This is a genomic window from Geodermatophilus aquaeductus, from assembly GCF_900182545.1.
In the GTDB taxonomy this organism is placed as follows: Bacteria; Actinomycetota; Actinomycetes; order Mycobacteriales; family Geodermatophilaceae; genus Geodermatophilus; species Geodermatophilus aquaeductus.
On the sequence record NZ_FXTJ01000007.1, the window covers coordinates 145,392 to 168,243 of the forward strand.

General features: G+C 74.0%; 20 protein-coding genes and 2 tRNA genes. 6 read left to right on the forward strand and 16 right to left on the reverse strand.

The annotated features are described in order from the left end of the window. On the reverse strand, window positions 1-1,929 hold the full coding sequence (locus tag FN207_RS17515; protein WP_142459743.1) for a TIGR03960 family B12-binding radical SAM protein: 1,929 nt from the start codon (window positions 1,927-1,929) through the stop codon (window positions 1-3). A gap of 201 nt (window positions 1,930-2,130) precedes the next feature. On the opposite strand from FN207_RS17515, the gene FN207_RS17520 reads away from it, so the two are divergent. After that, window positions 2,131-4,401 carry a putative bifunctional diguanylate cyclase/phosphodiesterase gene (locus tag FN207_RS17520; RefSeq protein WP_185938401.1) on the forward strand — a complete coding sequence of 757 codons (2,271 nt, stop codon included), beginning with the start codon at window positions 2,131-2,133 and terminating at the stop codon, window positions 4,399-4,401. Window positions 4,402-4,437: 36 nt separating this feature from the next. On the opposite strand, the gene FN207_RS17525 is transcribed toward FN207_RS17520, so the two are convergent. Next, complete coding sequence (locus FN207_RS17525; RefSeq protein WP_142459745.1) at window positions 4,438-5,163, reverse strand: DUF4386 domain-containing protein; 726 nt, start codon at window positions 5,161-5,163, stop codon at window positions 4,438-4,440. A gap of 100 nt (window positions 5,164-5,263) precedes the next feature. Between FN207_RS17525 and FN207_RS17530 the strand changes: the two genes are divergently transcribed. Then, window positions 5,264-5,983, forward strand: coding sequence for a TetR/AcrR family transcriptional regulator C-terminal domain-containing protein (locus FN207_RS17530; protein ID WP_221888260.1), 720 nt, complete (start codon window positions 5,264-5,266; stop codon window positions 5,981-5,983). A 6-nt stretch (window positions 5,984-5,989) separates the two neighbouring features. Here FN207_RS17530 and FN207_RS17535 read toward each other — a convergent pair whose 3' ends face one another. From FN207_RS17535 to ndk, 4 genes are read right to left on the reverse strand one after another with little or no spacing between them, the layout of a single operon-like run. Then, window positions 5,990-6,823 carry an ABC transporter permease gene (locus FN207_RS17535; protein WP_142459746.1) on the reverse strand — a complete coding sequence of 278 codons (834 nt, stop codon included), beginning with the start codon at window positions 6,821-6,823 and terminating at the stop codon, window positions 5,990-5,992. Continuing rightward, a complete protein-coding gene (locus tag FN207_RS17540; protein ID WP_246066141.1) occupies window positions 6,820-7,599 on the reverse strand; it encodes an ABC transporter permease in 780 nt (259 codons plus the stop codon). The genes FN207_RS17535 and FN207_RS17540 overlap by 4 nt, the downstream gene beginning before the upstream one ends. A gap of 1 nt (window position 7,600) precedes the next feature. Further along, window positions 7,601-8,545, reverse strand: coding sequence for an ABC transporter ATP-binding protein (locus tag FN207_RS17545; RefSeq protein WP_142459747.1), 945 nt, complete (start codon window positions 8,543-8,545; stop codon window positions 7,601-7,603). A 43-nt stretch (window positions 8,546-8,588) separates the two neighbouring features. Next, a complete protein-coding gene (gene ndk, locus FN207_RS17550) occupies window positions 8,589-9,002 on the reverse strand; it encodes a nucleoside-diphosphate kinase (RefSeq protein WP_142459748.1) in 414 nt (137 codons plus the stop codon). A 73-nt stretch (window positions 9,003-9,075) separates the two neighbouring features. Here ndk and FN207_RS17555 point away from each other — a divergent pair, with 73 nt between their 5' ends. Next, window positions 9,076-9,297, forward strand: a complete 222-nt coding sequence (locus FN207_RS17555; protein ID WP_093582915.1) for a helix-turn-helix domain-containing protein — start codon at window positions 9,076-9,078, stop codon at window positions 9,295-9,297. Between the two features lies 1 nt (window position 9,298). Continuing rightward, a complete protein-coding gene (locus FN207_RS17560; protein ID WP_142459749.1) occupies window positions 9,299-9,835 on the forward strand; it encodes a Clp protease N-terminal domain-containing protein in 537 nt (178 codons plus the stop codon). A gap of 12 nt (window positions 9,836-9,847) precedes the next feature. Here FN207_RS17560 and FN207_RS17565 read toward each other — a convergent pair whose 3' ends face one another. Further along, window positions 9,848-10,222, reverse strand: coding sequence for a DUF4233 domain-containing protein (locus FN207_RS17565; protein WP_142459750.1), 375 nt, complete (start codon window positions 10,220-10,222; stop codon window positions 9,848-9,850). Next, window positions 10,219-11,559: a bifunctional tetrahydrofolate synthase/dihydrofolate synthase gene (folC, locus tag FN207_RS17570; RefSeq protein ID WP_142459751.1), complete on the reverse strand. Its 1,341-nt coding sequence runs from the start codon at window positions 11,557-11,559 to the stop codon at window positions 10,219-10,221. Before folC ends, FN207_RS17565 begins: the two co-directional genes overlap by 4 nt. A 42-nt stretch (window positions 11,560-11,601) precedes the next feature. On the opposite strand from folC, the gene valS reads away from it, so the two are divergent. Then, a complete protein-coding gene (valS, locus tag FN207_RS17575) occupies window positions 11,602-14,187 on the forward strand; it encodes a valine--tRNA ligase (RefSeq protein WP_142459752.1) in 2,586 nt (861 codons plus the stop codon). Between the two features lies 1 nt (window position 14,188). Here valS and FN207_RS17580 read toward each other — a convergent pair whose 3' ends face one another. The 8 genes from FN207_RS17580 to FN207_RS17615 form a co-directional block, all read right to left on the reverse strand. Next, entirely contained in the window at window positions 14,189-15,118 is a 930-nt protein-coding gene (locus FN207_RS17580) for an oxygenase MpaB family protein (protein ID WP_142459753.1), read from the reverse strand. A gap of 104 nt (window positions 15,119-15,222) precedes the next feature. After that, window positions 15,223-16,137 carry a DUF559 domain-containing protein gene (locus FN207_RS17585; protein WP_246066142.1) on the reverse strand — a complete coding sequence of 305 codons (915 nt, stop codon included), beginning with the start codon at window positions 16,135-16,137 and terminating at the stop codon, window positions 15,223-15,225. Window positions 16,138-16,329: 192 nt separating this feature from the next. Beyond that, window positions 16,330-17,604, reverse strand: coding sequence for an ATP-dependent Clp protease ATP-binding subunit ClpX (clpX, locus tag FN207_RS17590; protein ID WP_110007177.1), 1,275 nt, complete (start codon window positions 17,602-17,604; stop codon window positions 16,330-16,332). 306 nt (window positions 17,605-17,910) lie between these two features. Next, complete coding sequence (locus FN207_RS17595; RefSeq protein ID WP_110007178.1) at window positions 17,911-18,540, reverse strand: ATP-dependent Clp protease proteolytic subunit; 630 nt, start codon at window positions 18,538-18,540, stop codon at window positions 17,911-17,913. A gap of 18 nt (window positions 18,541-18,558) precedes the next feature. Next, window positions 18,559-19,194, reverse strand: coding sequence for an ATP-dependent Clp protease proteolytic subunit (locus FN207_RS17600; RefSeq protein WP_425459854.1), 636 nt, complete (start codon window positions 19,192-19,194; stop codon window positions 18,559-18,561). Window positions 19,195-19,503: 309 nt separating this feature from the next. After that, entirely contained in the window at window positions 19,504-20,982 is a 1,479-nt protein-coding gene (tig, locus tag FN207_RS17605) for a trigger factor (protein ID WP_142459755.1), read from the reverse strand. A gap of 85 nt (window positions 20,983-21,067) precedes the next feature. After that, window positions 21,068-21,141 (reverse strand) — tRNA-Pro (locus FN207_RS17610). 14 nt (window positions 21,142-21,155) lie between these two features. Next, complete coding sequence (locus tag FN207_RS17615) at window positions 21,156-22,607, reverse strand: amidase (RefSeq protein ID WP_142459756.1); 1,452 nt, start codon at window positions 22,605-22,607, stop codon at window positions 21,156-21,158. 45 nt (window positions 22,608-22,652) lie between these two features. Between FN207_RS17615 and FN207_RS17620 the strand changes: the two genes are divergently transcribed. Beyond that, window positions 22,653-22,726: transfer RNA gene (locus FN207_RS17620), tRNA-Gly, on the forward strand. The last annotated feature ends 126 nt before the right edge of the window (window positions 22,727-22,852 follow it).

Here is a 22,852-nt window from a genome sequence, read left to right on the forward strand (position 1 = left end):
TCAGCGACCCACGACGGTCAGCGGCAGCAGGCTGCGCCCGGTGGGACCGATCTGGATCTCGGTGCCGTTGGTCGGGCAGACGCCGCAGTCGTAGCAGGGCGTCCACCGGCAGTCGGCGACCTCCTCCTCCGACAGCGCGTCCTGCCAGTCGTCCCAGAGCCACTCCTTGTCCAGCCCGGAGTCCAGGTGGTCCCAGGGCAGGACCTCGTCCTGGGTGCGCTCGCGGGTGGTGAACCAGTCGAGGTCGACGCCGAACGGGGCGAGCTCCGCGCCGGCCGCGGCGGTCCACCGCTCGAAGGAGAAGTGCTCGCTCCAGCCGTCGAAGCGGCCGCCCTCGCGCCACACCCGCTCGATGACCCGGCCGACCCGGCGGTCGCCGCGGGAGAGCAGTCCCTCGATCACGCCGGGCTTGCCGTCGTGGTAGCGCAGGCCGATGGAGCGGCCGATCCGCCGGTCGGCGTTGATCGCCTGGCGCAGGACCCTCAACCGGTGGTCGATGGTCTCGGCGCTGGCCTGGGCGGCCCACTGGAACGGCGTGTGCGGCTTGGGCACGAACCCGCCGATGGACACCGTGCAGCGGATGTCCTTGCGGCCGCTGGCCTCGCGGCCGGCGCGGATCACCTCGACGGCGAGCTCGGCGATCTCGAGCACGTCCTCGTCGGTCTCCGTCGGGAGCCCGCACATGAAGTAGAGCTTCACCTGCTGCCAGCCGTTGGCGTAGGCGGTGGTGACGGTGGCGACCAGGTCCTCCTTGGACACGGTCTTGTTGATCACCCGGCGGATCCGCTCGCTGCCGCCCTCGGGGGCGAAGGTGAGCCCCGACCGGCGGCCGTTGCGGGACAGCTCGTTGGCCAGCGTCACGTTGAAGGCGTCCACGCGGGTCGACGGCAGCGACAGGCCGGTGTTGGTGCCCTCGTAGCGGTCGGCGAGCTCCTTGGCCACCTGCCCGATCTCGGAGTGGTCGGCGCTCGACAGCGACAGCAGCCCGACCTCCTCGTACCCGGTCGCGCGCAGGCCCTGGTCGACCATCGACCCGATGCCGGTGATCGTCCGCTCGCGCACCGGGCGGGTGATCATCCCGGCCTGGCAGAAGCGGCAGCCCCGGGTGCAGCCGCGGAAGATCTCCACGCTCATCCGCTCGTGCACGCTCTCGGCGAGCGGGACCAGCGGCGTCTTCGGGTAGGGCCACTCGTCGAGGTCCATGACCGTGCGCTTGCCGACCCGGGCCGGGACGTCGGCGCGGGTGCGGGTCACCGCGGCGATCGCGCCGTCGGGGCCGTAGGAGACGGCGTAGAAGCGCGGCACGTAGACGCCGTCGACGCGGGCGAGGCGGGCCAGCAGCTCCTCGCGCCCGCCGGGACGGCCCTGCTGCTTCCACGCCGCGACGACGTCGGTGATGTCGCCGACGGCCTGCTCGCCGTCGCCCAGGACGGCGCAGTCGACGAAGTCGGCGATCGGCTCGGGGTTGAACGCGGCGTGCCCGCCCGCGACGACGACCGGGTGGCTCTCGTCGCGGTCGGTGGCGTGCAGCGGGACCCCGGCGAGGTCGAGCGCCTCGAGCAGGTTGGTGTAGCCGAGCTCGGTGGCGAAGCTGACGCCGAGGACGTCGAAGTCGCGCACGGCGCGGTGGGCGTCGACGGTGAACTGGCCGACGCCGGCCTCGCGCATCAGCGCGGCCAGGTCGGGCCAGACGGCGTAGGTGCGCTCGGCCAGGGCGTCGGGCCGCTCGTTGAGCACCTCGTAGAGGATCATGAGGCCCTGGTTGGGCAGCCCCACCTCGTAGGCATCGGGGTACATCAGCGCCCAGTGCACGGCGACGTCGTCCCAGGCCTTGACCTGGGCGTTCAGCTCACCGCCCACGTACTGGATGGGCTTCTGCACCTGGGCCAGCAGGGGCTCGAGACGGGGGTACAGGCTCTCTCCGCTCATGACCGGTCCAGGGTAGACGCCCCCGGTTGCGGCGTCGGGGTCCCGTTCGCTCGACCGGCGGCGGTGCGTGAGCGTCGCTACACTGACCGTGACCAACGGGGGCGGTCTCCGAGGAGGAGCATGGTCCGGCCGACCCGGGAAGCCGGTGCACCGACGGACGCCGAGGGCGTCCTCCGCAGCCGACCCCGGGGCTGGTCCTCCGTGGTGCTCCCTCCCGGCCGGGCCATGGCGCCCGAGCAGTGGGCCGCCCACCACGGCGTCGTCATCCGGGCGCTGCTGGTCCTGCTGGCCGCGGTGCCGGTGTACGCGCTGGTCACCGGCCACGGCCTCGCCTCCGCTGCGCTGCACACCGCGCCCGTCGCCCTCCTCACCCTCGCCGCGTGGGCACCGTCGCTGCGCCGCAACACCCGCGCCGCGGCCGCCGCGCTCGGGCTGATGACGACGGCCGCGGTGGGCGTCCAACTGTCCGACGGCGCCACCGAGGCGCACTTCCTGTTCTTCGCGCTGCTGCCCCTGGCCGCCCTCTACGCGGCGCGGGCCCCCTTCCTGCTGGCCGTGGCCTTCGTCGCCGTCCACCACCTGGTGCTCGGCAGCCTGCTGCCGCACCACGTCTTCGCGCACGGGCCCGACGCGCTGCCGATGGCGCTGCTGCACGCCGCCTTCGTGCTGGTCGAGAGCTGGGCCTGCCTGGTCGCCTGGCGGCACTTCGACGACCGACGCGAGCACGTCGAGGCGCTGGTCGCCGCGCGCACCGCCGAGCTCTCCGCCCAGCGCGACGAGCTCGCCCGGCTGGCCGCCGTCGTGCAGTCCACCGACGACGCCGTGGTCACCGCGACGCCGGACGGGCGGATCACCTCGTGGAACCCCGGCGCCGAGCGGCTCTACGGCTGGGCCGCCGACGAGGTCGTGGGCCGGCACGCGTCCCTGCTCTCGGCCGGGCAGGAGCTGCCCGCCGACCTCACCACGCTGGGCGCCGGCACGATGGAGCGCCGCCAGCGCCGGCGGGACGGCACCGTGTTCGACGCGCTGGTCACCCTGTCGCTCATCCGCGGCGGGGACGGCGCCCCCACCGGCGTCGCGGCCATCACCCGGGACATCAGCGGCCGCAAGCGCGACGAGGCCGAGGCCCGCGCCACCGCCCGCCAGCTCGAGCAGCAGGCCGGCGAGCTGGCCCGCATGGCGCTGCACGACCCGCTCACCGGGCTGGCCAACCGGGCGCTCATGCAGGACCGGCTCGAGCACGCCCTCGCCGACCGGCGGGCCCGCCGGCACGCGGTGCTGCTGCTCGACCTCGACGACTTCAAGACGGTCAACGACACCGCCGGGCACGAGGCCGGGGACGCTGTCCTCGTCGCCGTCGCCCGGCGGCTGGAGTCCTCCGTGCGGCCGGCCGACACCGTCGCCCGCCTCGGCGGGGACGAGTTCGTGGTGCTCATGGAGGACGTCGAGGGCCGCCGCGACGTCGTCCTGGTGGCCGAGCGGCTGCTCGGCGCGCTGCGCCGGCCGGTCACGTGGGGCGGCGAGCGGTTCACCGTGGGCGGCAGCGTCGGCGTCACGTTCACCGACGCCGCCGACGGCCGCGGCATGGACGACCTGCTGCGCGACGCCGACCTCGCCATGTACGTGGCCAAGGCCGGCGGCAAGGACCGGGTGCGGGTGTTCGAGCGCGGGATGCGCGAGGAGGTCGCCGCCCAGGACGAACTGGTGCGCGACCTGCGCGCCGCCGTCGGCTCCGGCGAGCTGCGGGTGCTCTACCAGCCGCAGGTCGACCTGCGCAGCGGCGCGGTCACCGGCGTCGAGGCGCTGGCGCGGTGGCAGTCGGCCACCCGCGGGCTGGTCGAGCCCGCCGGCTTCATCCCGGTCGCCGAGGCCACCGGCGTCATCGACGAGATCGACGACTGGGTCATCGTCCAGGCCTGCACCCAGCTGCGCGCCTGGGACGACGCCGGTCTGCCGCCGCTGCGCGTGGCGGTCAACGTCTCGCCGCGCCGGCTGGCCACCGGCGACCTCGCGGTGAGCATCGCCGCGGCCGCCCGCGACGCCGGCGTCGACCCCGGGCGGCTGGAGATCGAGGTGCCCGAGGCCGTGGCCGCCGGCCCCGACGCCGCCGCCGGCATCCGCGAGGTGCGGGCGCTGGGCGTGCACGTGGCCATCGACGACTTCGGCACCGGGGCGTCGTCGCTGTCGCGGCTGCAGGACCTGCCGCTGGACCGGCTCAAGATCGACCCGTCGTCGGTGGCGCTGCTGGCGGCCGGCGCCGCGGCGGGCTCGGTGGCCGACGCCGTCATCGCGCTCGGCAACAGCCTGGGCCTGCAGGTCGTGGCCGAGGGTGTCGAGCAGCCCGCCCAGCTGGCCGCCCTGCGGTCGCTGGGCTGCGACGCCGCGCAGGGCCACCTGTTCGGCTCCCCCGTACCGGCCGCGACCGTCGAGCGGCTGGTCCGCGCCGGCCGCCCGCTCCTCGGCGCGGCGTGAGCCCGGCAGCGCAGGAGCCTCCGCGCCGGCCCCCGGTCACCCGAGGACGGGCGAGGGCCGGAAGCCCCTGACCACCAGCCAGATCCCGAACGCGAGCTCCCAGGCGGCGATCGGGAGGGCGGCGAGACCGGCCAGCGCGGTCCCCTGCTCGTGGACGCCGCAGGCGACCGCGATGTCCGAGGCGAGCAGCAGGGGCGCGCCGGCGAGGCCGACGACCGGGATGACCCGCGGCACGAGGCCGGCGCGGTACACCGCGGAGCCCAGGCACAGCGCGCTGAGGACGGGCATGAGGCTCTGCCCGAGCAGGAAGGTCCCGTCGTGGACCGCGACGAGGGCGGAGCCGGTGGCGACCAGCGCGTCCGCGTCCGCCCCTCCCGTCCCCGCGACGTCGTCCCGCAGGGCGAGGACCGAGAGCACGCTGACGACGCCGACGAGGATGAGGCCCGCCTCCACCACCCGGGACGCCAGGAACCCGAGAGCGGCCGTCTCGCTCTGCCGCCTCACCACCGGGAACAGCACGACGGCGGTGCCCACGCAGGCCACCGCCAGGGCGACCTCGAGGAGAGCACCCCACACCACGCCGGTGGTGTCGCCGGCACCGAGGACGAATCCCGCGTCCCCCTTCAGGGGCCCGTACAGCGCGAGCGTGGGGACCGACGTCACGAACGTGACCAGGTAGAGCACGCCGGCGACGACGGCGGTCCGCCGCATCGGGCCGGCGTGCGGCCCCGTCGGTGCGGGAGCGGGCAGGGTCTGCGTCATCTCGGGTCCTCCTCGGACAGCAGGTGTACGGCGTACACCTCGATCGGGACCATAGGTGTACGGTGTCCACCTGTCAACGAGGCGAGCAGGGAGGCCGACCGTGACCGAGGAGGGGGCCCGGCGCGCGCCGCTCAACCGCGACCGGGTGCTGCGCGCCGCCGTCGAGCTCGCCGACGAGGTCGGCCTCGCCGGCGTGAGCATGCGGCGGCTGGCGCAGCAGCTGGGCGTCGTCCCGATGGCGCTCTACAAGCACGTCGCGGACAAGGACGCACTGCTCGACGGCATGGTCGACGCCGTCATCGGGGAGTTCGACCCACCCGATCCGGCGCTGGACTGGCAGGACGGGGTCCGGCAGCGCGTGCTCTCGGCGCGCCGGGCGGTGCTGCGCCACCCCTGGGCGCGGCAGGCCATCGAGTCGCGCACGCGGCGCACCCCCGCGGTGCTGGCCTACATGGACTCCGTGACCGGCACGTTCCGGGCCGGCGGCTTCTCCGTGGACCTCACCCACCACGTGATGCACGCCCTCGGCAACCGCATCTGGGGGTTCAGCCCCGAGCTGTTCGACGAGCCGCGGGACCCCGGCGCGCCACCCCTCCCCCCGGAGGCGCAGCAGGCGATGGCGGCCGAGTTCGCGGAGCGGTACCCGCACGTCCTGGAGATCGCCCTGGCCGCCACGCAGGGCGACCTGTCCGGGGTCGGGCGGGGCTGCGACGAGGACTTCGAGTTCGCGTTCGCCCTCGACCTCCTGCTCGACGGTGCCGGACGACTGCACCGACGGGGCTGGAGCTCCCGGGCCGCGAGCGCGCCCCCCGCCGTGTAGCGCCGCCTAGGCCAGCAGGAGCCGCTGCAGCCGGCGGGCGCCGAGGGCGAGGCCGGCCAGCCCCATGACCGCGAGGTAGGCCGCCGACCCGAGCAGCGCCCACCGCACGTCGCCGGTCACCAGCCCGCGGACCAGCTCGATGCCGTGGTAGAGCGGCGTGCACTCGACGAGCAGCTGCAGCGGCCGCGGATAGGTCGAAAGCGGGTAGAAGGTCGTGGAGAACAGGAACAGCGGCAGGATCGCGACCTGCACGAACTCGAAGTCCTGCCAGCCGCGCAGGAAGGTGCTCGCGGCCAGCCCGACGGCGGCGAAGGCGAACCCGATGAGCACCGCCGCGGGCAGTGCCAGCAGCGCCCACCACGACCCGACCAGGCCCATCGCGAGCATGACGAGCAGGAACGCCGTGGAGTAGACGGCGCCGCGCATCAGCGCCCACACCGTCTCCCCCACCGCGGCGTCGGCGGCCGAGACCGGCGTGGCCAGGACGGCGTCGTAGAGCTTGGCGTAGCGCAGCTTGAAGAACAGGTTGAAGACGGCGTCGTAGACGGCCCCGTTCATCGCGGCCGAGGCCAGCAGCGCCGGAGCCACGAACTCCTGGTAGGTCAGCGCGGTGCCGGTGTCGGTCACGACGTCGCCGACCAGCGCGCCGATCCCGACGCCGATGGAGAACAGGTAGAAGAACGGCTCGGCGAACCCGGAGACGAAGACCAGCCAGCTGCGCCGGGCCACCAGCAGGTTGCGGTACACCAGCTGCCCGGCCCGCCGCGGCGACACCGGGTACAGCGGCACCACCCGCAGCAGCAGCGAGGCCGGGCGGGTCGCCGTCGGGACGCCGGTCACCGGACCAGCCGCCGCTGCAGCGCCCGGGCGGCCAGCCACGTGCCGGCGGCGGTCCACAGCAGCAGGTAGCCGACGTGCAGCAGCGCGGAGCCCGCCTCCGCCGTCTCCAGCGCCAGGTCGCGGGCCAGCGCGACGCCGTGCCACAGCGGCGTGGCGTAGGCGAACCACTCGAGCGCCACCGGCAGCTGCGCGACCGGGAAGAACGTCCCGCTGAACAGGAACATCGGCACGATGAGGAAGCGCTGCAGCGCGGCGAACGCGGCGTCCTCCTCCAGCCGGGCGGCCATCGCGGTGACCGGGGCGGCGAAGGCCAGCCCGGTGAGCAGCGCGACCGGCAGGGCAAGCACCACCAGCGGGCTCGCCGCCGCGCCGAAGAGCACCAGCACCACGAGGAACGCCGCCGCCGACGTCGTCACCCGGAAGGCGACGTAGAGCAGGTGGCCGGCCAGGACGTCGGCCGGGCGGGCCGGGGTGGCGAGCACCGCCTCGTAGAGCCGGTCCCACTTCAGCGCGCCGAGGACCGGGTAGGACGACTCACCGGTCGCCGTCTGCATGGCGGCGGCCACCAGCAGGCCGGGCGCCAGGAAGGCCAGGTAGCCGACACCGCCGGGGACGCCGGGCCCGCGGTCGACCAGGGTGCCCAGGGTCAGGCCCATCGCGGCGAGGAAGAGCACCGGCTCCAGGACGCTGCCGAGCGCGCTGCTGCGCCAGAAGTGCCGGTGGGCGGTGAGCCGCTGGACGAAGAACGACGTCGCGGCCGGGCCGGGCAGGGCCACGTCAGTCCACCAGCGTGCGGCCGGTGAGCCGCAGGAACACGTCCTCCAGCGAGCTGCGCCGGACCAGCGACGACAGCGGCCGCAGCCCGAGCGCGAGGACCTCCGACAGCGCGGCGTCGCCGTCGGCGGTGTAGAGCAGCAGCCGGTCGGGCAGCTCCTCCACCCGCTCGACGGCGCCGCGGGCGGCCAGCGGGGCCAGCGCGGCCGCGTGCGACGGGCCGCCCTCGGTCACCGGGAAGCGCAGCTCGAGCACCTCGCGGGTGGACCAGGCGGCGATGAGCCCGGCCGGGCTGCCCTCGGCGGCGATCCGGCCGCGGTCCATGACGACCAGCCGGTCGCACAGCTGCTCGGCCTCGTCCATGTAGTGCGTGGTGAGGACGAGGGTCACGCCGCGCTGCTTGAGCCGGTAGAGCCGCTCCCACAGCACGTGCCGGGCCTGCGGGTCCAGCCCGGTGGTCGGCTCGTCGAGCAGGACGACGTCGGGCTCGTTGACCAGCGCCCGGGCGATGGTGACCCGCCGCTTCATCCCGCCCGACAGCGGCTCCACCCGGTCCTTCGCGCGGTCGGTGAGCTGCACGAAGTCCAGCAGCTCCGCCGTCCGCTCCCGCACGGTCGCGCGGGGCAGGCCGAAGTACCGGCCATAGACCAGCAGGTTCTCCTCGACCGTGAGCTCGAGGTCGAGGTTGTCGGTCTGCGGGACGACGCCGAGACGGGCGCGGATGGCCGGCCCGTCGACGGCGGGGTCCATGCCGAGGATCCGCAGCTCCCCCGCCGTCGGCGGCGAGACGGCGCCGACCATCCGCATCGTCGTGCTCTTGCCGGCGCCGTTGGGCCCGAGGAAGCCGAAGGACTCCCCGGGCTCGATGTCGACGTCGATCCCGTCGACCGCGGTGTACGAGCCGAACCGCTTCACCAGGCCCCGCGCCCGGACCAGCGACTCCACCATGCCCCCCATGCTGACGCCGGCCCCTGGGGCGGGGTCCAGCCGATTACGCGGCGAGGTCGGGGAAGAAGAGCCCGATCTCGCGGGCGGCGGACTCGGCGGAGTCCGAGCCGTGGACGATGTTGGACTGCACCTCGAGGGCGAAGTCGCCGCGGATGGTGCCGGGCGCGGCCTTCACCGGGTCGGTGGCGCCGGCCAGCGCGCGGAACGCCTCGACCGCGCGCGGCCCCTCGACGACGAGGGCGAGCAGCGGGCCGCCGGTGATGAACTCGACCAGCGAGCCGAAGAAGGGCTTCTCGCGGTGCTCCCCGTAGTGCTCCTCGGCGACCTCGCGGGGCAGCGTGCGCAGCTCGGCGGCGACCAGGCGCAGGCCCTTGGCCTCGAGGCGGGAGACGACCTCCCCGACCAGGCCGCGGGCGACGCCGTCGGGCTTGACGAGGACGAGGGTGCGATCAGTCACGAGGCGGCACCCTACGGGACGGCATCTGTCAACGAGGGTTGACAGTCGCCACCGTGTCAACGATGGTTGACGCATGGCCACTCCCACCGACGTCACCACCGCCGCCGCGGCCGACGACCCGGACACCGGCCTGCGCGCCGTGCGGGCGCTGCGCGAGCTGGCCGAGCGCCTCGAGGTGCTGCAGGTCGGCAACGCGCGGGCGCGCGGCTGGTCGTGGCAGCAGATCGCCGGGGCCCTCGGCGTCAGCCGGCAGGCCGTCCACAAGAAGCACGCCCGGAGCAGGAAGGACGTCTGAGGTGTTCGAACGCTTCGCCCACGAGGCCCGCAGCGCGGTCGCCGTCGCGCAGGAGGAGGCCCGCGACCTGCGCGCCGAGCGCATCGAACCGGTGCACCTGCTGCTCGCGCTCACCCGCGACCCCGGCCGCGGCGGCGCGGCGCTGCGGTCGGTCGGGCTCGACCACGCAGCCGTCCGCGACGCACTGGCCCGCTCGGGCGGGCCGCTGGACGCCGACGCCCTGGCCGCCGTCGGCATCGACCTCGAGCAGGTGCGTGCCGCGGCGGAGTCCGCCTTCGGCGCCGGCGCGCTCGACCGGCGACCGCTCGGCCGCAGCGGCCACATCCCGTTCGGCGACGGCGCCAAGCAGGCGCTCGAGGGCGCGCTGCGGTCCGTCCTGGCCCGCCCGCGCCGGCAGCGGGACCGGGTCATCGACACCGGGCACCTGGTCGTCGGCGTCCTCGCCGTCGCCGACCCGGTCGTCGGGCGGGTGCTGCGTCACCTGGGCACCGACGTCGTCCGGCTCCGGCAGGACCTCGACGGCGCGTCGGCCGCCTGAGCCGTCCCGGCGTCAGTCGGCGGGCGCGGCCGGCTCGCGGAACGGCGAGCCGAGCAGGTCCTTGCGGACCTGCAGCAGGTAGAGCCAGATGAGCACGAAGACGCCGCCGACGAACCACATCGCCGAGTCGATGAGCCCGGTGAGCAGCAGGGGCACCTGCAGGACGGTGGCGATCTCCAGGCCCCGCGGCCGGCGCTGGATGCCCGAGGCCAGGATGAGGACGGCGGCCAGCACCAGCAGGATCGTCAGCCGGGGGCCGGTGAGCCCGGCGTCCGTCTGCGCGATGGCCCGCGGGACGAACAGCACCGCGATCCCCTCGAGCAGCAGCACCGCGGCGGCGGCGCCGCGCAGCGCCTTCCCGGCGCGGACCGGGTCGGGCGCGGTCACGAGCGTCCGCCGAGCAGGGTCCTGGCCTCGCCGGCGGTGATCACGCTGCCGGTGACCAGCACGCCGGAGCCGCCGAGGGCGTCGTCGGGACCGGCCTCGGCCAGCTCGATCGCCTCGGTGAGCGCCTCGGGCAGCCGCGGCGACACGCTCACCCGGTCGGCGCCGAACACGTCGACGGCCAGTGCGCCGAGCTCGTCGGCCGGCATCGCCCGTGTCGAGCTGTTCTGCGTGACCACCAGCTCGGCGCAGACGGTCTCCAGCTCGCGCAGCATCCCCTCGACGTCCTTGCCGTGCACCGCGCCGACGACGCCGACCAGCCGGGTGAAGTCGAAGGACTCGCGGATCGCCTCCACCGTCGCGGCCATGCCGGCGGGGTTGTGCGCGGCGTCGACCAGGACCGTGGGGCTGGTGCGCACCCGCTCGAGCCGGCCCGGCGAGCGGACGGCGGCGAACGCCGCGCGCACGGTCTCCTGGTCGACCGGCCCGGTGGCCGCGCCGGCGCCGAGGAACGCCTCGACGGCGGCCAGCGCGGTGGCCGCGTTCTGCGCCTGGTGCGCGCCGAACAGCGGGAGGAAGACCTCCTCGTACTCCCCGCCCAGGCCCTGCAGCCGCAGCTGCTGCCCGCCGACGGCGACGCGGCGGTCGAGCACGCCGAACTCCGTGCCCTCGCGGGCGACGACGGCCTCGACCTCGACCGCGCGGCGGACCAGCGCGTCGATCGCCCCCGGCTGCTGGTGGGCGAGGACGGCGATCGCGTCGGGCTTGATGATCCCGGCCTTCTCGCCGGCGATCGTGGTGACGTCGGGGCCCAGGTACTCGGCGTGGTCCAGGGCCACCGGCGTCACGACCGCGACCCGCGCGTCGACGACGTTGGTGGCGTCCCACGTGCCGCCCATGCCGACCTCGATGACCGCGACGTCGACCGGCGCGTCGGCGAAGGTCGCGTAGGCCATGCCCACCATGACCTCGAAGAAGCTCATCGGGTGCTCGCCGGCGGCGTCGACCATCTTCACGTACGGCGCGATGTCGTCGTAGGTCTCCACGAACCGCTCGGCGCTCACCGGCTCGCCGTCGAGGACGATCCGCTCGCGCACCGACTGCAGGTGCGGGCTGGTGAAGCGGCCCACGCGCAGGCCGAAGCCGCGCAGCAGCTCGTCGACCATCCGCGCCGTCGTCGTCTTGCCGTTGGTGCCGGCCACCTGCACCACCGGGTAGGCCCGGTGCGGGGCGCCGAGGAGGTCGACGAGGGCGGCGATGCGCGCCAGCGAGGGCTCCAGCCGGGTCTCCGGCCAGCGCGCCAGCAGCTCCTCCTCCACGCGCGTCAGGTCGCTGCTCATCCTCCCCAGGATGCCAGTCGCCGGGTTCCTAGGATGGAGGCCATGGTCACCGACTCCGCCACCCCGGTCAGCACCACCCCGGGAGCGGGGTCGGGCGTACCCGAGAAGCCGACGCTCGACGGTCTCGAGGACACCTGGGTCGCCCGCTGGGCCGAGCAGGACACCTACGCCTTCGACCGCGCCGCCGCGCTGGCCGCCCCGCGCGAGCAGGTGTACTCGATCGACACCCCGCCGCCCACGGCCAGCGGGTCGCTGCACGTGGGGCACGTGTTCAGCTACACGCACACCGACATCGTCGCCCGCTACCAGCGGATGCGCGGCCGGCACGTCTTCTACCCGATGGGCTGGGACGACAACGGCCTGCCCACCGAGCGGCGGGTGCAGAACTACTACGGCGTGCGCTGCGACCCGGCACTCCCCTACGACCCGTCCTTCGAGCCCCCGGCCAAGCCGGGCAAGGACCAGGTGCCGATCAGCCGGCGCAACTTCGTCGAGCTCTGCGAGCGGCTCACCGAGGAGGACGAGCGCGCCTTCGAGCAGCTGTGGCGCCGGGTGGGCCTGTCGGTGGACTGGTCGAACGTCTACCGCACGATCTCGGCCACCTCCCGGGCCACCGCGCAGCGGATGTTCCTGCACAACCTCGCCCGCGGTGAGGCCTACGCGCAGGAGGCGCCCACCCTCTGGGACGTCACCTTCCGCACCGCCGTCGCCCAGGCCGAGCTCGAGGACCGCGAGCGCCCCGGCGCCTACCACCGGATCTCCTTCTCCTCCTCCGACGGCCCGGTCTTCATCGAGACCACCCGCCCGGAGCTGCTGCCGGCCTGCGTCGCGCTGGTCGCCCACCCCGACGACGAGCGGTACCAGGCGCTGGTCGGCCGGACCGTGCGGACGCCGCTGTTCGACGTCGAGGTGCCGGTGGTGGCCCACCGCCTCGCCGAGCCGGACAAGGGCTCGGGCATCGCGATGATCTGCACCTTCGGCGACCTCAACGACGTCACCTGGTGGCGCGAGCTGCAGCTGCCCACCCGCGCGGTGGTCGGCTGGGACGGCCGGCTGGTGCCCGAGGCGCCCGACGGCGTCCCGGGCGGGCCCTACGCCGAGCTGGCCGGCAAGACGGTGTTCAGCGCCCAGCAGCGGATCGTGGAGATGCTGCGCGAGTCCGGCGACCTGCACGGCGAGCCGCGGACGATCACCCACCCGGTCAAGTTCTTCGAGAAGGGCGACCGGCCGCTGGAGATCGTCACCACCCGGCAGTGGTACATCCGCAACGGCGGCCGCTCCCCCGAGCTGCGCGACGCCCTGGTCGCCCGCGGCCGGGAGATCCAGTGGGTGCCCGAGCACATGCGGCACCGCTACGAGAACTGGGTCGAGGGCCTCAACGGCGACTGGCTGGTCAGCCGGCAGCGGTTCTTCGGCGTGCCGTTCCCGGTCTGGTACCGGCTCGACTCCTCCGGCGAGCCCGACTACAGCGCTCCCCTGCTGGCGCCTGAGGAGTCGCTGCCGGTCGACCCGTCCTCGGACGTGCCGCCGGGCTTCGAGGAGTCGCAGCGCGGCGTCCCCGGCGGGTTCATCGCCGACCCCGACGTGATGGACACCTGGGCGACGTCGTCGCTGTCGCCGCAGGTGGCCTCGGGCTGGGACACCGACCCGGAGCTGTTCGCGCACGTCTTCCCGATGGACCTGCGGCCGCAGGCGCACGACATCATCCGGACCTGGCTGTTCTCGACCGTCGTCCGCTCGCACTACGAGTTCGGCGCGGTGCCGTGGACGCACGCGGCGATCTCCGGGTTCGTCGTCGACCCCGACCGCAAGAAGATGTCGAAGTCCAAGGGCAACGTCGTCACGCCGATCGACGTGCTCGAGCGCTACGGCACCGACGCCGTCCGGTGGCGGGCCGCCGGTGCCCGGCCGGGCGCGGACTCGCCGTTCGACGAGGCGCAGATGAAGGTCGGCCGGCGGCTGGCCATGAAGATCCTCAACGTCGGCAAGTTCGTGCTGGGCCTCGGGGTCACCGCCGGGCTCAGCGGCGAGCAGGTCACCGAGCCGATCGACCTCGGGCTGCTGCGCCGGCTGGCCGACGTCGTCGACGAGGCGACGGCGGCGATGGAGGCCTACAACTACACCCGCGCGCTCGAGGTGTCCGAGGCGTTCTTCTGGTCCTTCTGCGACGACTACGTGGAGCTCGTCAAGTCCCGCGCCTACGGCACCGGCGCGGCGGCGGAGTCGGCGCAGGCCACGCTGGCGCTGGCGCTGTCGGTGCAGCTGCGGCTGTTCGCGCCGGTGCTGCCGTTCGTCACCGAGGAGGTCTGGTCCTGGTGGCAGGCCGGCTCGGTGCACCGGTCGCCGTGGCCGGCCGCCGCCGAGCTGCCCGACGGCGGCGACCCGGAGGTCGTGCCCGCGGTGGCCGCGGCGCTGGCCGGGATCCGCAAGGCCAAGTCCGACGCCAAGGTCTCGATGCGGGCCGACGTCGAGTCCGCGACGGTGACCGCGCCCGAGGCGCAGGTGCCGCTGCTGGAGGCCGGCCGCGCCGACCTGGTCGACGCCGGCCGGATCGCGTCGCTGAGCGTCGTCGCCGGGTCCGGGCCGCTGACCGTGGACGTGGTGCTGGCGCCGCCCGCGGAGGCCTGACCTAGGCCGCCGTCTCCCGCGTCCAGGCCGGCGCCGGGCCCAGTCCCAGCCGCCAGCGGGCCGCCTCCTCCGACGGGCTGTGGTCGCCCAGCGCGAGGCGCAGCCCGCGCAGCTGGGCGCGGGCGACGGCGACCTGCGTGGTGCCGCCGCGCCCGCGCCCGGGGACGCCGGCACACCCCGCGAGCGCGGGTGAGACCAGGTGCGCCGCGGCGCCGGCCAGGCCGCGGTAGAAGACCCGCTCGGCCGTGCCCAGCCCCGGCGGGGCGGTGACGAAGGCGCGCATCGAGTCGGGGACGGGCGCGAGCTGGGGGCGGTAGGCGGCGAGCGCCTCGGCCAGCTCGGCGGCACTCGCGGGCAGGTCGGTGGTGCCGAGCCGCTCCGCGCTGCGCGCCCACTCGCGGACGTAGACGTCGGGCCAGCCGCGGCCGAACCGGGCGGTGAGGTCGCGGCCGACGGCCTGCTGGGCGGCGAGGAAGGCGTCGGTGAAGGCGAGGTGCACCCAGCGGAGCAGGACAGGGTCCGACGCCGAGTAGGGGCGGCCGCGGACCCGCCCGCGCACGGTCTCGTGCATCCCGCGGACCCGAGCGGACTCGCGCTCGGCGAGCTCCTCGGAGCCGAAGGTGCTGACGACCAGCCAGCGCGCCGTGCCGGCCAGCCGCTTCCACGGGTCCTCGCGGTAGGCCGAGTGCCGCTGCACGCCGGCGAGCGCGAGCGGGTGCGCCGCCTGCCCGAGCAGCGCCGCGACGCCGCCGACCAGCGTGGACAGGTCGCCGTGCACCCGCCACACCACGCCGTCGGGTTCGAACCAGCCGGGGCCGGTGCCGACGAGGGCGATGTCGCGGACCCAGTCGGGCGCGCCGCTGGGGTCGCCGGAGACGCGGGCCCGGAACGCCTCGCGCGCGGCCTCGGGCAGGGACGTCAGCACGCGCACGCCCCCGACTGTGCCAGCCCCCCGCTCCCCCGGCCCCCCGAGGCCGTGGCACCCGGAGCCGAGAGTGTGCGCTGGGGCCGCATCCTGGGGCGTGGAACCCCGCGTCAGCGCACACCCTCTCGGAGGAGGCGGCGCCGCACCCGGTGGACGGCGAGGATCTCGGCGCGGCAGGTCTCGGGCTCCCCGGTCAGCCGCCGGTAGCCGAAGCGCAGGGTCTGCCAGCCCGCCGTCGCGACGAGGGCGTCCCTGCGGATGTCGCGTTCGCGCTGCACCCGGGACCCGTGCCAGGCGGCGCCGTCCATCTCGACGGCCAGCTGCACCTCGTCGTAGGCGGCGTCGAGGAGGAACACCTCCCCCGCCACCTCGAGCCGCCGCTGCTGGGTGAACGGCGGCATCCCGGGACCGCGCAGCACCGTGAGACAGCCCCAGATCTCCAGCTCGCTGCGGCACCCCTCGGCGAGAAGGCGAACGAGGTCGACCAGCGCGGCGCGCCCGGGCAGGCAGGGACGGCGCCCGATCTCCTCGTGCAGCTCCTGCGGTCGGCAGAGCCGCCGGCGCACGGCGTCGATGGCCGCGGCGCGGACCGCGGCCCGGGACAGGCCGGCCGGGCTGCCCCACGCGTCGACGACGGCGCGCTCGGGGGCGGAGACAGGGAGGCCCTCGACCCGCCGGATGCTGTCTTCCAGCGCGCGGGTGCGGTGGAGGACGACGCCCTCGGTCCCTCGTCCGCTCCGGGTGTGGCCGACGGTGAGGTGGACGGGGCCACCGGGTGGAGCCAGCCCCCAGAGCGCCAGGGCGGAGCGGTGGCTGACCACCCTGCCGCAGGCGCGGACCGCGGCCTCGACGCGGAGGCGCCAGTCCCCCGCGACCGCAGGCAGGGTGTAGACGCCGGGCTGCAGCCGCACCAGTCGGCCGGCGTCCACCCAGCGCGCCACCGTGCCGCGGTCGACCCGCGCGGTGAGCGCCTCCCAGGTGGTCCATCCGTCCGGGCCGACGAGGGCCGTGGGGTCGAGGGTCACCCGGTGACGGTGACCGGCGCGCGACCACCGGTGTCCCGGCCCCAGGGATCTGTGGACGGGCATCGAGCGTGTGCGCTCAGGCCGGGTTCTCAGCCCCCGGATGCGGCGTCAGCGCACACGCTCGGGCCTCCACATGCGAGCGAGCCCGCCCCCGGGGTCGGGGACGGGCTCGCTCGGCGGTGGATCAGCGCGTCAGGCGCTCTTCTCGCGGCGCTCGCGGGTGGGCTTGCGCGGCACGATGGTCGGGTTGACGTGCTCCAGCACGACCTCCTTGGTGATCACCACGGAGGCGACGTCGTCGCGGCTGGGCACCTCGTACATCACCGACTGCAGCACCTCCTCCATGATCGCCCGGAGCCCGCGGGCGCCGGTGCCACGGAGGATGGCCTGGTCGGCGATCGCCTCGAGGGCGTCGTCACTGAACTCCAGCTCCACGCCGTCGAGCTCGAACAGCCGGCGGTACTGGCGCACCAGGGCGTTCTTCGGCTCGGTGAGGATCTGGATCAGCGCGTCCCGGTCGAGGGCCTGGACGCTGGTGATCACCGGGAGTCGGCCGATGAACTCGGGGATCATCCCGAACTTCAGCAGGTCCTCGGGCATGACCTCGGCGAAGGCGCTGGAGGCCTCGATCTCCTTCTTGCCGCGGATCTCCGCGCCGAAGCCGATCCCCTGCTTGCCGACCCGCTGCTCGATGACCTTCTCCAGACCGGCGAAGGCACCGCCCACGATGAACAGCACGTTCGTCGTGTCGATCTGGATGAACTCCTGGTGCGGGTGCTTGCGGCCGCCCTGCGGCGGCACCGACGCCGTCGTCCCCTCGAGGATCTTCAGCAGCGCCTGCTGCACGCCCTCACCGGAGACGTCGCGGGTGATCGACGGGTTCTCGCTCTTGCGGGCGATCTTGTCGACCTCGTCGATGTAGATGATCCCGGTCTCGGCCCGCTTGACGTCGTAGTCGGCGGCCTGGATCAGCTTGAGCAGGATGTTCTCGACGTCCTCGCCGACGTAGCCGGCCTCGGTCAGCGCCGTCGCGTCGGCGATCGCGAAGGGGACGTTGAGCATCCGGGCGAGGGTCTGCGCCAGGTGCGTCTTGCCGCAGCCGGTGGGGCCCATCAGCAGGATGTTGGACTTGGCGAGCTCGACCGAGTCGTCCCGGCCCGCGCGCTCACCGCCGGCCTGCACCCGCTTGTAGTGGTTGTAGACGGCGACGGCGAGCGTGCGCTTGGCCTTCTCCTGGCCGATGACGTACTGCTCGAGGAAGTCGTGGATCTCGCGGGGCTTCGGCAGCTCGTCGAACTTGAGGTCCGACGACTCCGAGAGCTCCTCCTCGATGATCTCGTTGCAGAGGTCGATGCACTCGTCGCAGATGTAGACGCCGGGGCCAGCGATGAGCTTCTTGACCTGCTTCTGGCTCTTCCCGCAGAACGAGCACTTGAGCAGGTCACCGCTCTCACCGATTCGTGCCACCTGCTGACCTCCACCTCGGGGGAAGCAGGTCCTCGGGGGTACGGACCTGCGGATGATGTGTCACTGATGTGCCCGTGTTCGGTCCCGCTGGTGGCGGGTGCCGCGAGGACGACCCTCCCGGCGCTGCCGGCCGGGGATCGGGCGCTCGCCGACGGTACCTGCCGCCACCGACGCCGCGGGGGTCCGACGCCCCGGTGCGCCGGGGACGGCCGACTCGCTCGTCACTCCCGGCACTGCCCCCCGAACGGTACGGGTTACGGCCGCGACACGCGCGACTCTTCCCGCGCCGTCCGGGGGACGGCGTGCTCACGCCGTGGGCAGGGCGTTGAGCTTCCGGCTCTGGATGACCTCGTCGACGATGCCGTACTCCTTGGCCTCGGTCGCGGTGAGGATCTTGTCGCGGTCGATGTCGGAGCGGACCTGCTCGGCCGTCCGGCCGGTGTGCCGCGCGAGGATCTCCTCCATCTGCGTGCGCACCCGCTCGATCTCGGCGGCGTGGATCTCCAGGTCCGAGACCTGGCCGCCGGCCTCGCCCGAGGGCTGGTGGATCAGCACGCGGGAGTAGGGCAGCGCCAGCCGCTTGCCCGGCGTCCCGGCCGCGAGCAGGACCGCGGCGGCCGAGGCGGCCTGGCCCATGCAGACGGTCTGGATGTCGGGACGGACGAACATCATCGTGTCGTAGATGGCCATCAGCGACGTGAAGGAGCCACCGGGCGAGTTGATGTAGATGGTGATGTCGCGGTCCGGGTCGGCCGACTCCAGCGTGATGAGCTGGGCCATGACGTCGTTGGCCGACGCGTCGTCGATCTGCACCCCGAGGAAGATGATGCGCTCCTCGAAGAGCTTGTTGTACGGGTTGGACTCCTTCATGCCGTAGCTCGTCCGCTCCACGAAGGAGGGGAGGATGTAGCGGCTGGAGGGCATCTCGAAGCTCATGTCAGTTCCTCCGAACCGTCAGTTGTCGGTGACCGGGTTGGTGCTGTCGGTCATGGCGGCCTTGCTGACCACGTGGTCGACGAAGCCGTACTCCAGGGCCTCCTGCGCCGTGAACCAGCGGTCGCGGTCGGAGTCGCGCTCGATCTGCTCGAGCGACTGGCCGGTGTGCTGCGCCTGCAGCTCGTTGAGCTCGCGCTTGGTGCGACGGAACAGGTCGGCCTGGATGGCGATGTCCGCCGCGGTGCCGCCGACGCCGGCGGAGGGCTGGTGCATCATGATCCGCGCGTGCGGCAGGGCGTAGCGCTTGCCCTGGGTGCCCGCGGTGAGCAGGAACTGGCCCATCGAGGCGGCCAGGCCCATGCCGTAGGTGGCGACGTCGCAGTCGATGAACTGCATCGTGTCGTAGATGGCCATGCCGGCGCTGACCGAGCCGCCGGGCGAGTTGATGTACAGGTGGATGTCCTGCTTGGGGTCCTCGGCCGAGAGCAGCAGCATCTGGGCGGCCAGCTGGTTGGCGATGACGTCGTCGACCTGGGTGCCCAGGAAGATGATGCGCTCGCGCAGCAGGCGCTCGTAGACCGAGTCGTTGAGGTTCATCCCCCCGGCGGCACCCCGCATCAGCGGGCTGTACGCCGGGTTCGGGTCGGTGCTCACGGGTGGTGTGACCTCCGTTGGCGGTGGATCGAGTCGGTCTCGGTGGGCGGGGAGCGGGGCCGGCGGCCCGGCCGGGCCGTACCCCCGGCGTCCGCCCCGAGTCACGTCGACCCTAACGCGCACCCCTGGGCCGGGAGTCCCGGCGCGGGCCCTGTTCGCCGTCGGCGCAGCGGACCCCCGCCCGCGGCCGGCCGGGGAACGACGGACGCCGCCCTCCCCCGCACACGCGGGGCAGGACGGCGTCGGTCGGTGGCCCCGTCCCGAGGCTCACCCCGAGCTCGCTCGGGGTGAGGAGGACGGGGTCCTTCGTCAGGCCTTGGTGACGTCCGAGCTGTCCTCGGTGGCACCCTCGGTCGCCTCGACGGCGACGGCGTCGGCGACCTCGGCGTCGGGCGCCTCGTCCTCGGCGGCGTCGGCGGCGTCCGTGTCGTCGGCGGCCGGGGCCGCCTCGGCGGCGCGCACGGTCTGCGGGCGCACCGACTCGAGGTCGACGACGTTGCCCGAGGCGTCGGTGATCGTCGTCTGCTCGAGCAGCTGGGCCAGCGCCTTGGTGCGGCGCACGTCGGCGACGAACTCGGCGATGTTGCCGCCCTGCTGCAGCTGCTGGGCGTACTGCTCCGGGCTCATCCGGTTGCGCGAGGCCTGGGCCATGATCTGCGCCGACAGGTCGTCGTTGTCGACGGTGATCTCGCGGGCGTCGGCGATCGCGTCGAGGACGAACTGGGTGCGGACGGCCTCCTCGATGTTCTTCCGCTGCTCGGCGTCGTAGGCCTCGCGGCCGCCCTCGGTGCCCGACATCGACAGGAACGTGTCCCAGTCCATGCCTGCGTTGGTGAGCTCGGTGGCCAGCGCGTTGTTGCGGAACTCGAGCTCGCGGTCGACGAGGCCCTCGGGGATCGGCACCTCGGTGACCTCGAGCAGGTGCTCGACCAGCTTGTCGCGGGCCTGGGCGCCCTGCTGCATGACCTTCACCCGCGAGAGCCGGGTGCGGACGTCGTCGCGCAGCTCCTCGAGGGTGTCGAACTCGCTGGCGGTGGAGGCGAACTCGTCGTCGAGCTCGGGCAGCTCCTTGGCCTTCACCGAGCGGACGGTGACGGTGACCTGCGCCTGCTCACCGGCGTGCGGGCCCTGCTGCAGCGGGGTCTCGAAGGTGGCCGACTCGTCGGCGGACAGCCCGCGGACGGCGTCGTCGAGGCCCTCCATGATCGAGCCGGAGCCGACCTCGTAGGACATGCCGCTGGTGGTGCCGTCCTCGAGGACCTCGTCGCCGACGCGGGCCTCGAGGTCGATGGAGACGTAGTCGCCGTCCTGGGCGGCCCGCTCGACGCCGGTCAGCATCGCGAAGCGCTCGCGCATGACCGACACCTGCTGGTCGATCTCCTCGTCGGTGACCTCGACGTCGTCGACGGTGACCGACAGGTCCTCCAGCGGGGGCAGGTCGATCTTCGGCGCGACGTCGACCTCGGCGGTGAAGGCCAGGGTGTCGTTGTCGTCGAGGCGGGTGACCTCGATGTCGGGCTGGCCGATGACGCGGACCTGGTTCTCGCGCACGACCTCGGAGTAGACCTCCGGGATCGCGTGCTGGACGACCTGCTCGAGGACGACCGGGCGGCCGATGCGCTGGTCGAGGATGCGGTTGGGCACCTTGCCCGGGCGGAAGCCGGGGACGCGGACCTGCGTCTTGAGCTCCTTGTAGACCTCACCGAAGGCGTGGTCCAGGTCCCCCCAGGGCACCTCGATCGCCATCCGGACCCGCGTGGGGCCCAGTTCCTCGATGGTGCTCTTCACAGCGGCAGTGCTCCTCGTACGACGGAAGGGGACGCCGGGACAGGCGCCGGGTCGACCCCCGAGTCTAGAGACGCCGGGGGCGGGGTCGGGGTGGCGGGATTCGAACCCACGGCCCCCCGCTCCCAAAGCGGGTGCGCTACCAAGCTGCGCCACACCCCGTGGCCCCTCGGAGTCTAGGCGGGCAGCCGCGGACGCCGTCCCGCCCACGGTGCGGCCTCCTCCAGCGCGGCGGCGACCCGCACGAGCAGGTCCTCCCGCCCGGCGGCGGCCACGACCTGCACGCCCACCGGCAGGCCGGTGTCGGTGGTGTGCAGCGGCAGGCTGACCGCAGGCTGCCCGGTCACGTTGAACTGGGCGGTCCAGGGGATGAAGGCGGAGATCCGCCGGCCCTCCTCGCGCGGGCCGGCGGCGGTGAACCAGCCGAGCTCCGGCGGCGGCGCACCCACGGTCGGGGTGACCAGCAGGTCGAAGCCCTCGCCGCCGTCCTCGGCCGGCGTCCAGAACTCCGCCATGCGGCGGGACCAGGAGCCCAGCCAGGCGCGGGCGCCGAGGTACTCGGGCGCGGTCATCCGGTTGCCGGTGACCCGGTAGTACGCGTTGCGGGGCTCGAGTTCGTCGTCGCGGATCTCCCGGTCGATGATCCGCTCGAAGTCGGCGAGGGTGCGGGCGGTGTCGGCGGCGATGGTGGCGTTGAAGTGCCGGGAGAACCGCTCGTCGGCGAATGCGGCGGGCGAGGCGGGTTCGACGGCGCAGCCGAGGTCCTCGAGCAGCCGGCCGGCCCGGGCGACGGCGGCCCGGCAGTCGGGGTGGTCGAGCATGCGCTCGTCGGGCGGCGCATCGAGCAGGCCGACCCGCAGCCGGCCGATCGGGGCGCCGACCTCCTCGAGCAGCAGTCGCGGCAGCGGCGGCGCGGCGTACGGGTCGCCGGGCATCGGCCGGCCGATCAGGTCCAGGACCGCGGCGGTGTCGCGGACGGTGCGGGTGACGACGCCGTCGATCGTGGCGCCGGCCCAGCCCTCGCCGACGTCAGGGCCCTGGCTGACCCGGGCCCGGCTGGGCTTGAGCCCGACCAGCCCGCACTCGGCGGCCGGGATGCGGATCGACCCGCCGCCGTCGCTGGCGTGCGCGACCGGCACGTACCGCGCCGCGACCGCCGCGGCCGACCCGCCGCTGGAGCCGCCGGTGGAGCGGCTGGGGTCCCACGGGTTGCAGGCCGGCGCGTTGGCGGCGGGCTCGGTGGTGACCGTCGTCCCGAGCTCGGGCACGTTGGTGCGGCCGAGGACGACGAAGCCGGCGGCGCGGAACAGCGTCGCGAGGTGGCTGTCGCGCCGCCAGCGGATCCCGGCCTGCTGCAGCGGGGCCAGGCCGTAGGCGGTCTCCTCCCCCGCCATGTGCGCGCCCATGTCCTTGAGCAGCAGCGGCACGCCGCGGAACGGACCGTCCGGGAGCGCCCCGGCGGCCTCGGCGCGGGCCGCGTCGAACCGGTCGCGGAGGACGGCGTGCAGCTGCCCGTCGGTGCCCTCGATGCGCGCGATGGCGGCGTCGACTAGCTCCGCGGGGCTGGCCTCCCCGCGGCGCACCAGGTCGGCCTGTGCGGTGGCGTCCAGCTCAGTGGGCTCGGTCACGCCCGGACGCTATCGACCCGGCCCGCTACGCTGGGGCGGCACCTCGCGGGTGTAGCTCAATGGCAGAGCCCCAGCCTTCCAAGCTGGCCATGCCGGTTCGATCCCGGTCACCCGCTCCACGCATAACCGCAGCTCAAGCCGCCTGTCAGGCTCTCTGGAGAAGCTCTGGAGGAGCCTCCGGACTGTCCGTTTGAACCCTTTCAGGACCCCTGTCTTCCGCTGCATTGGTCATGGATGGGTCACGC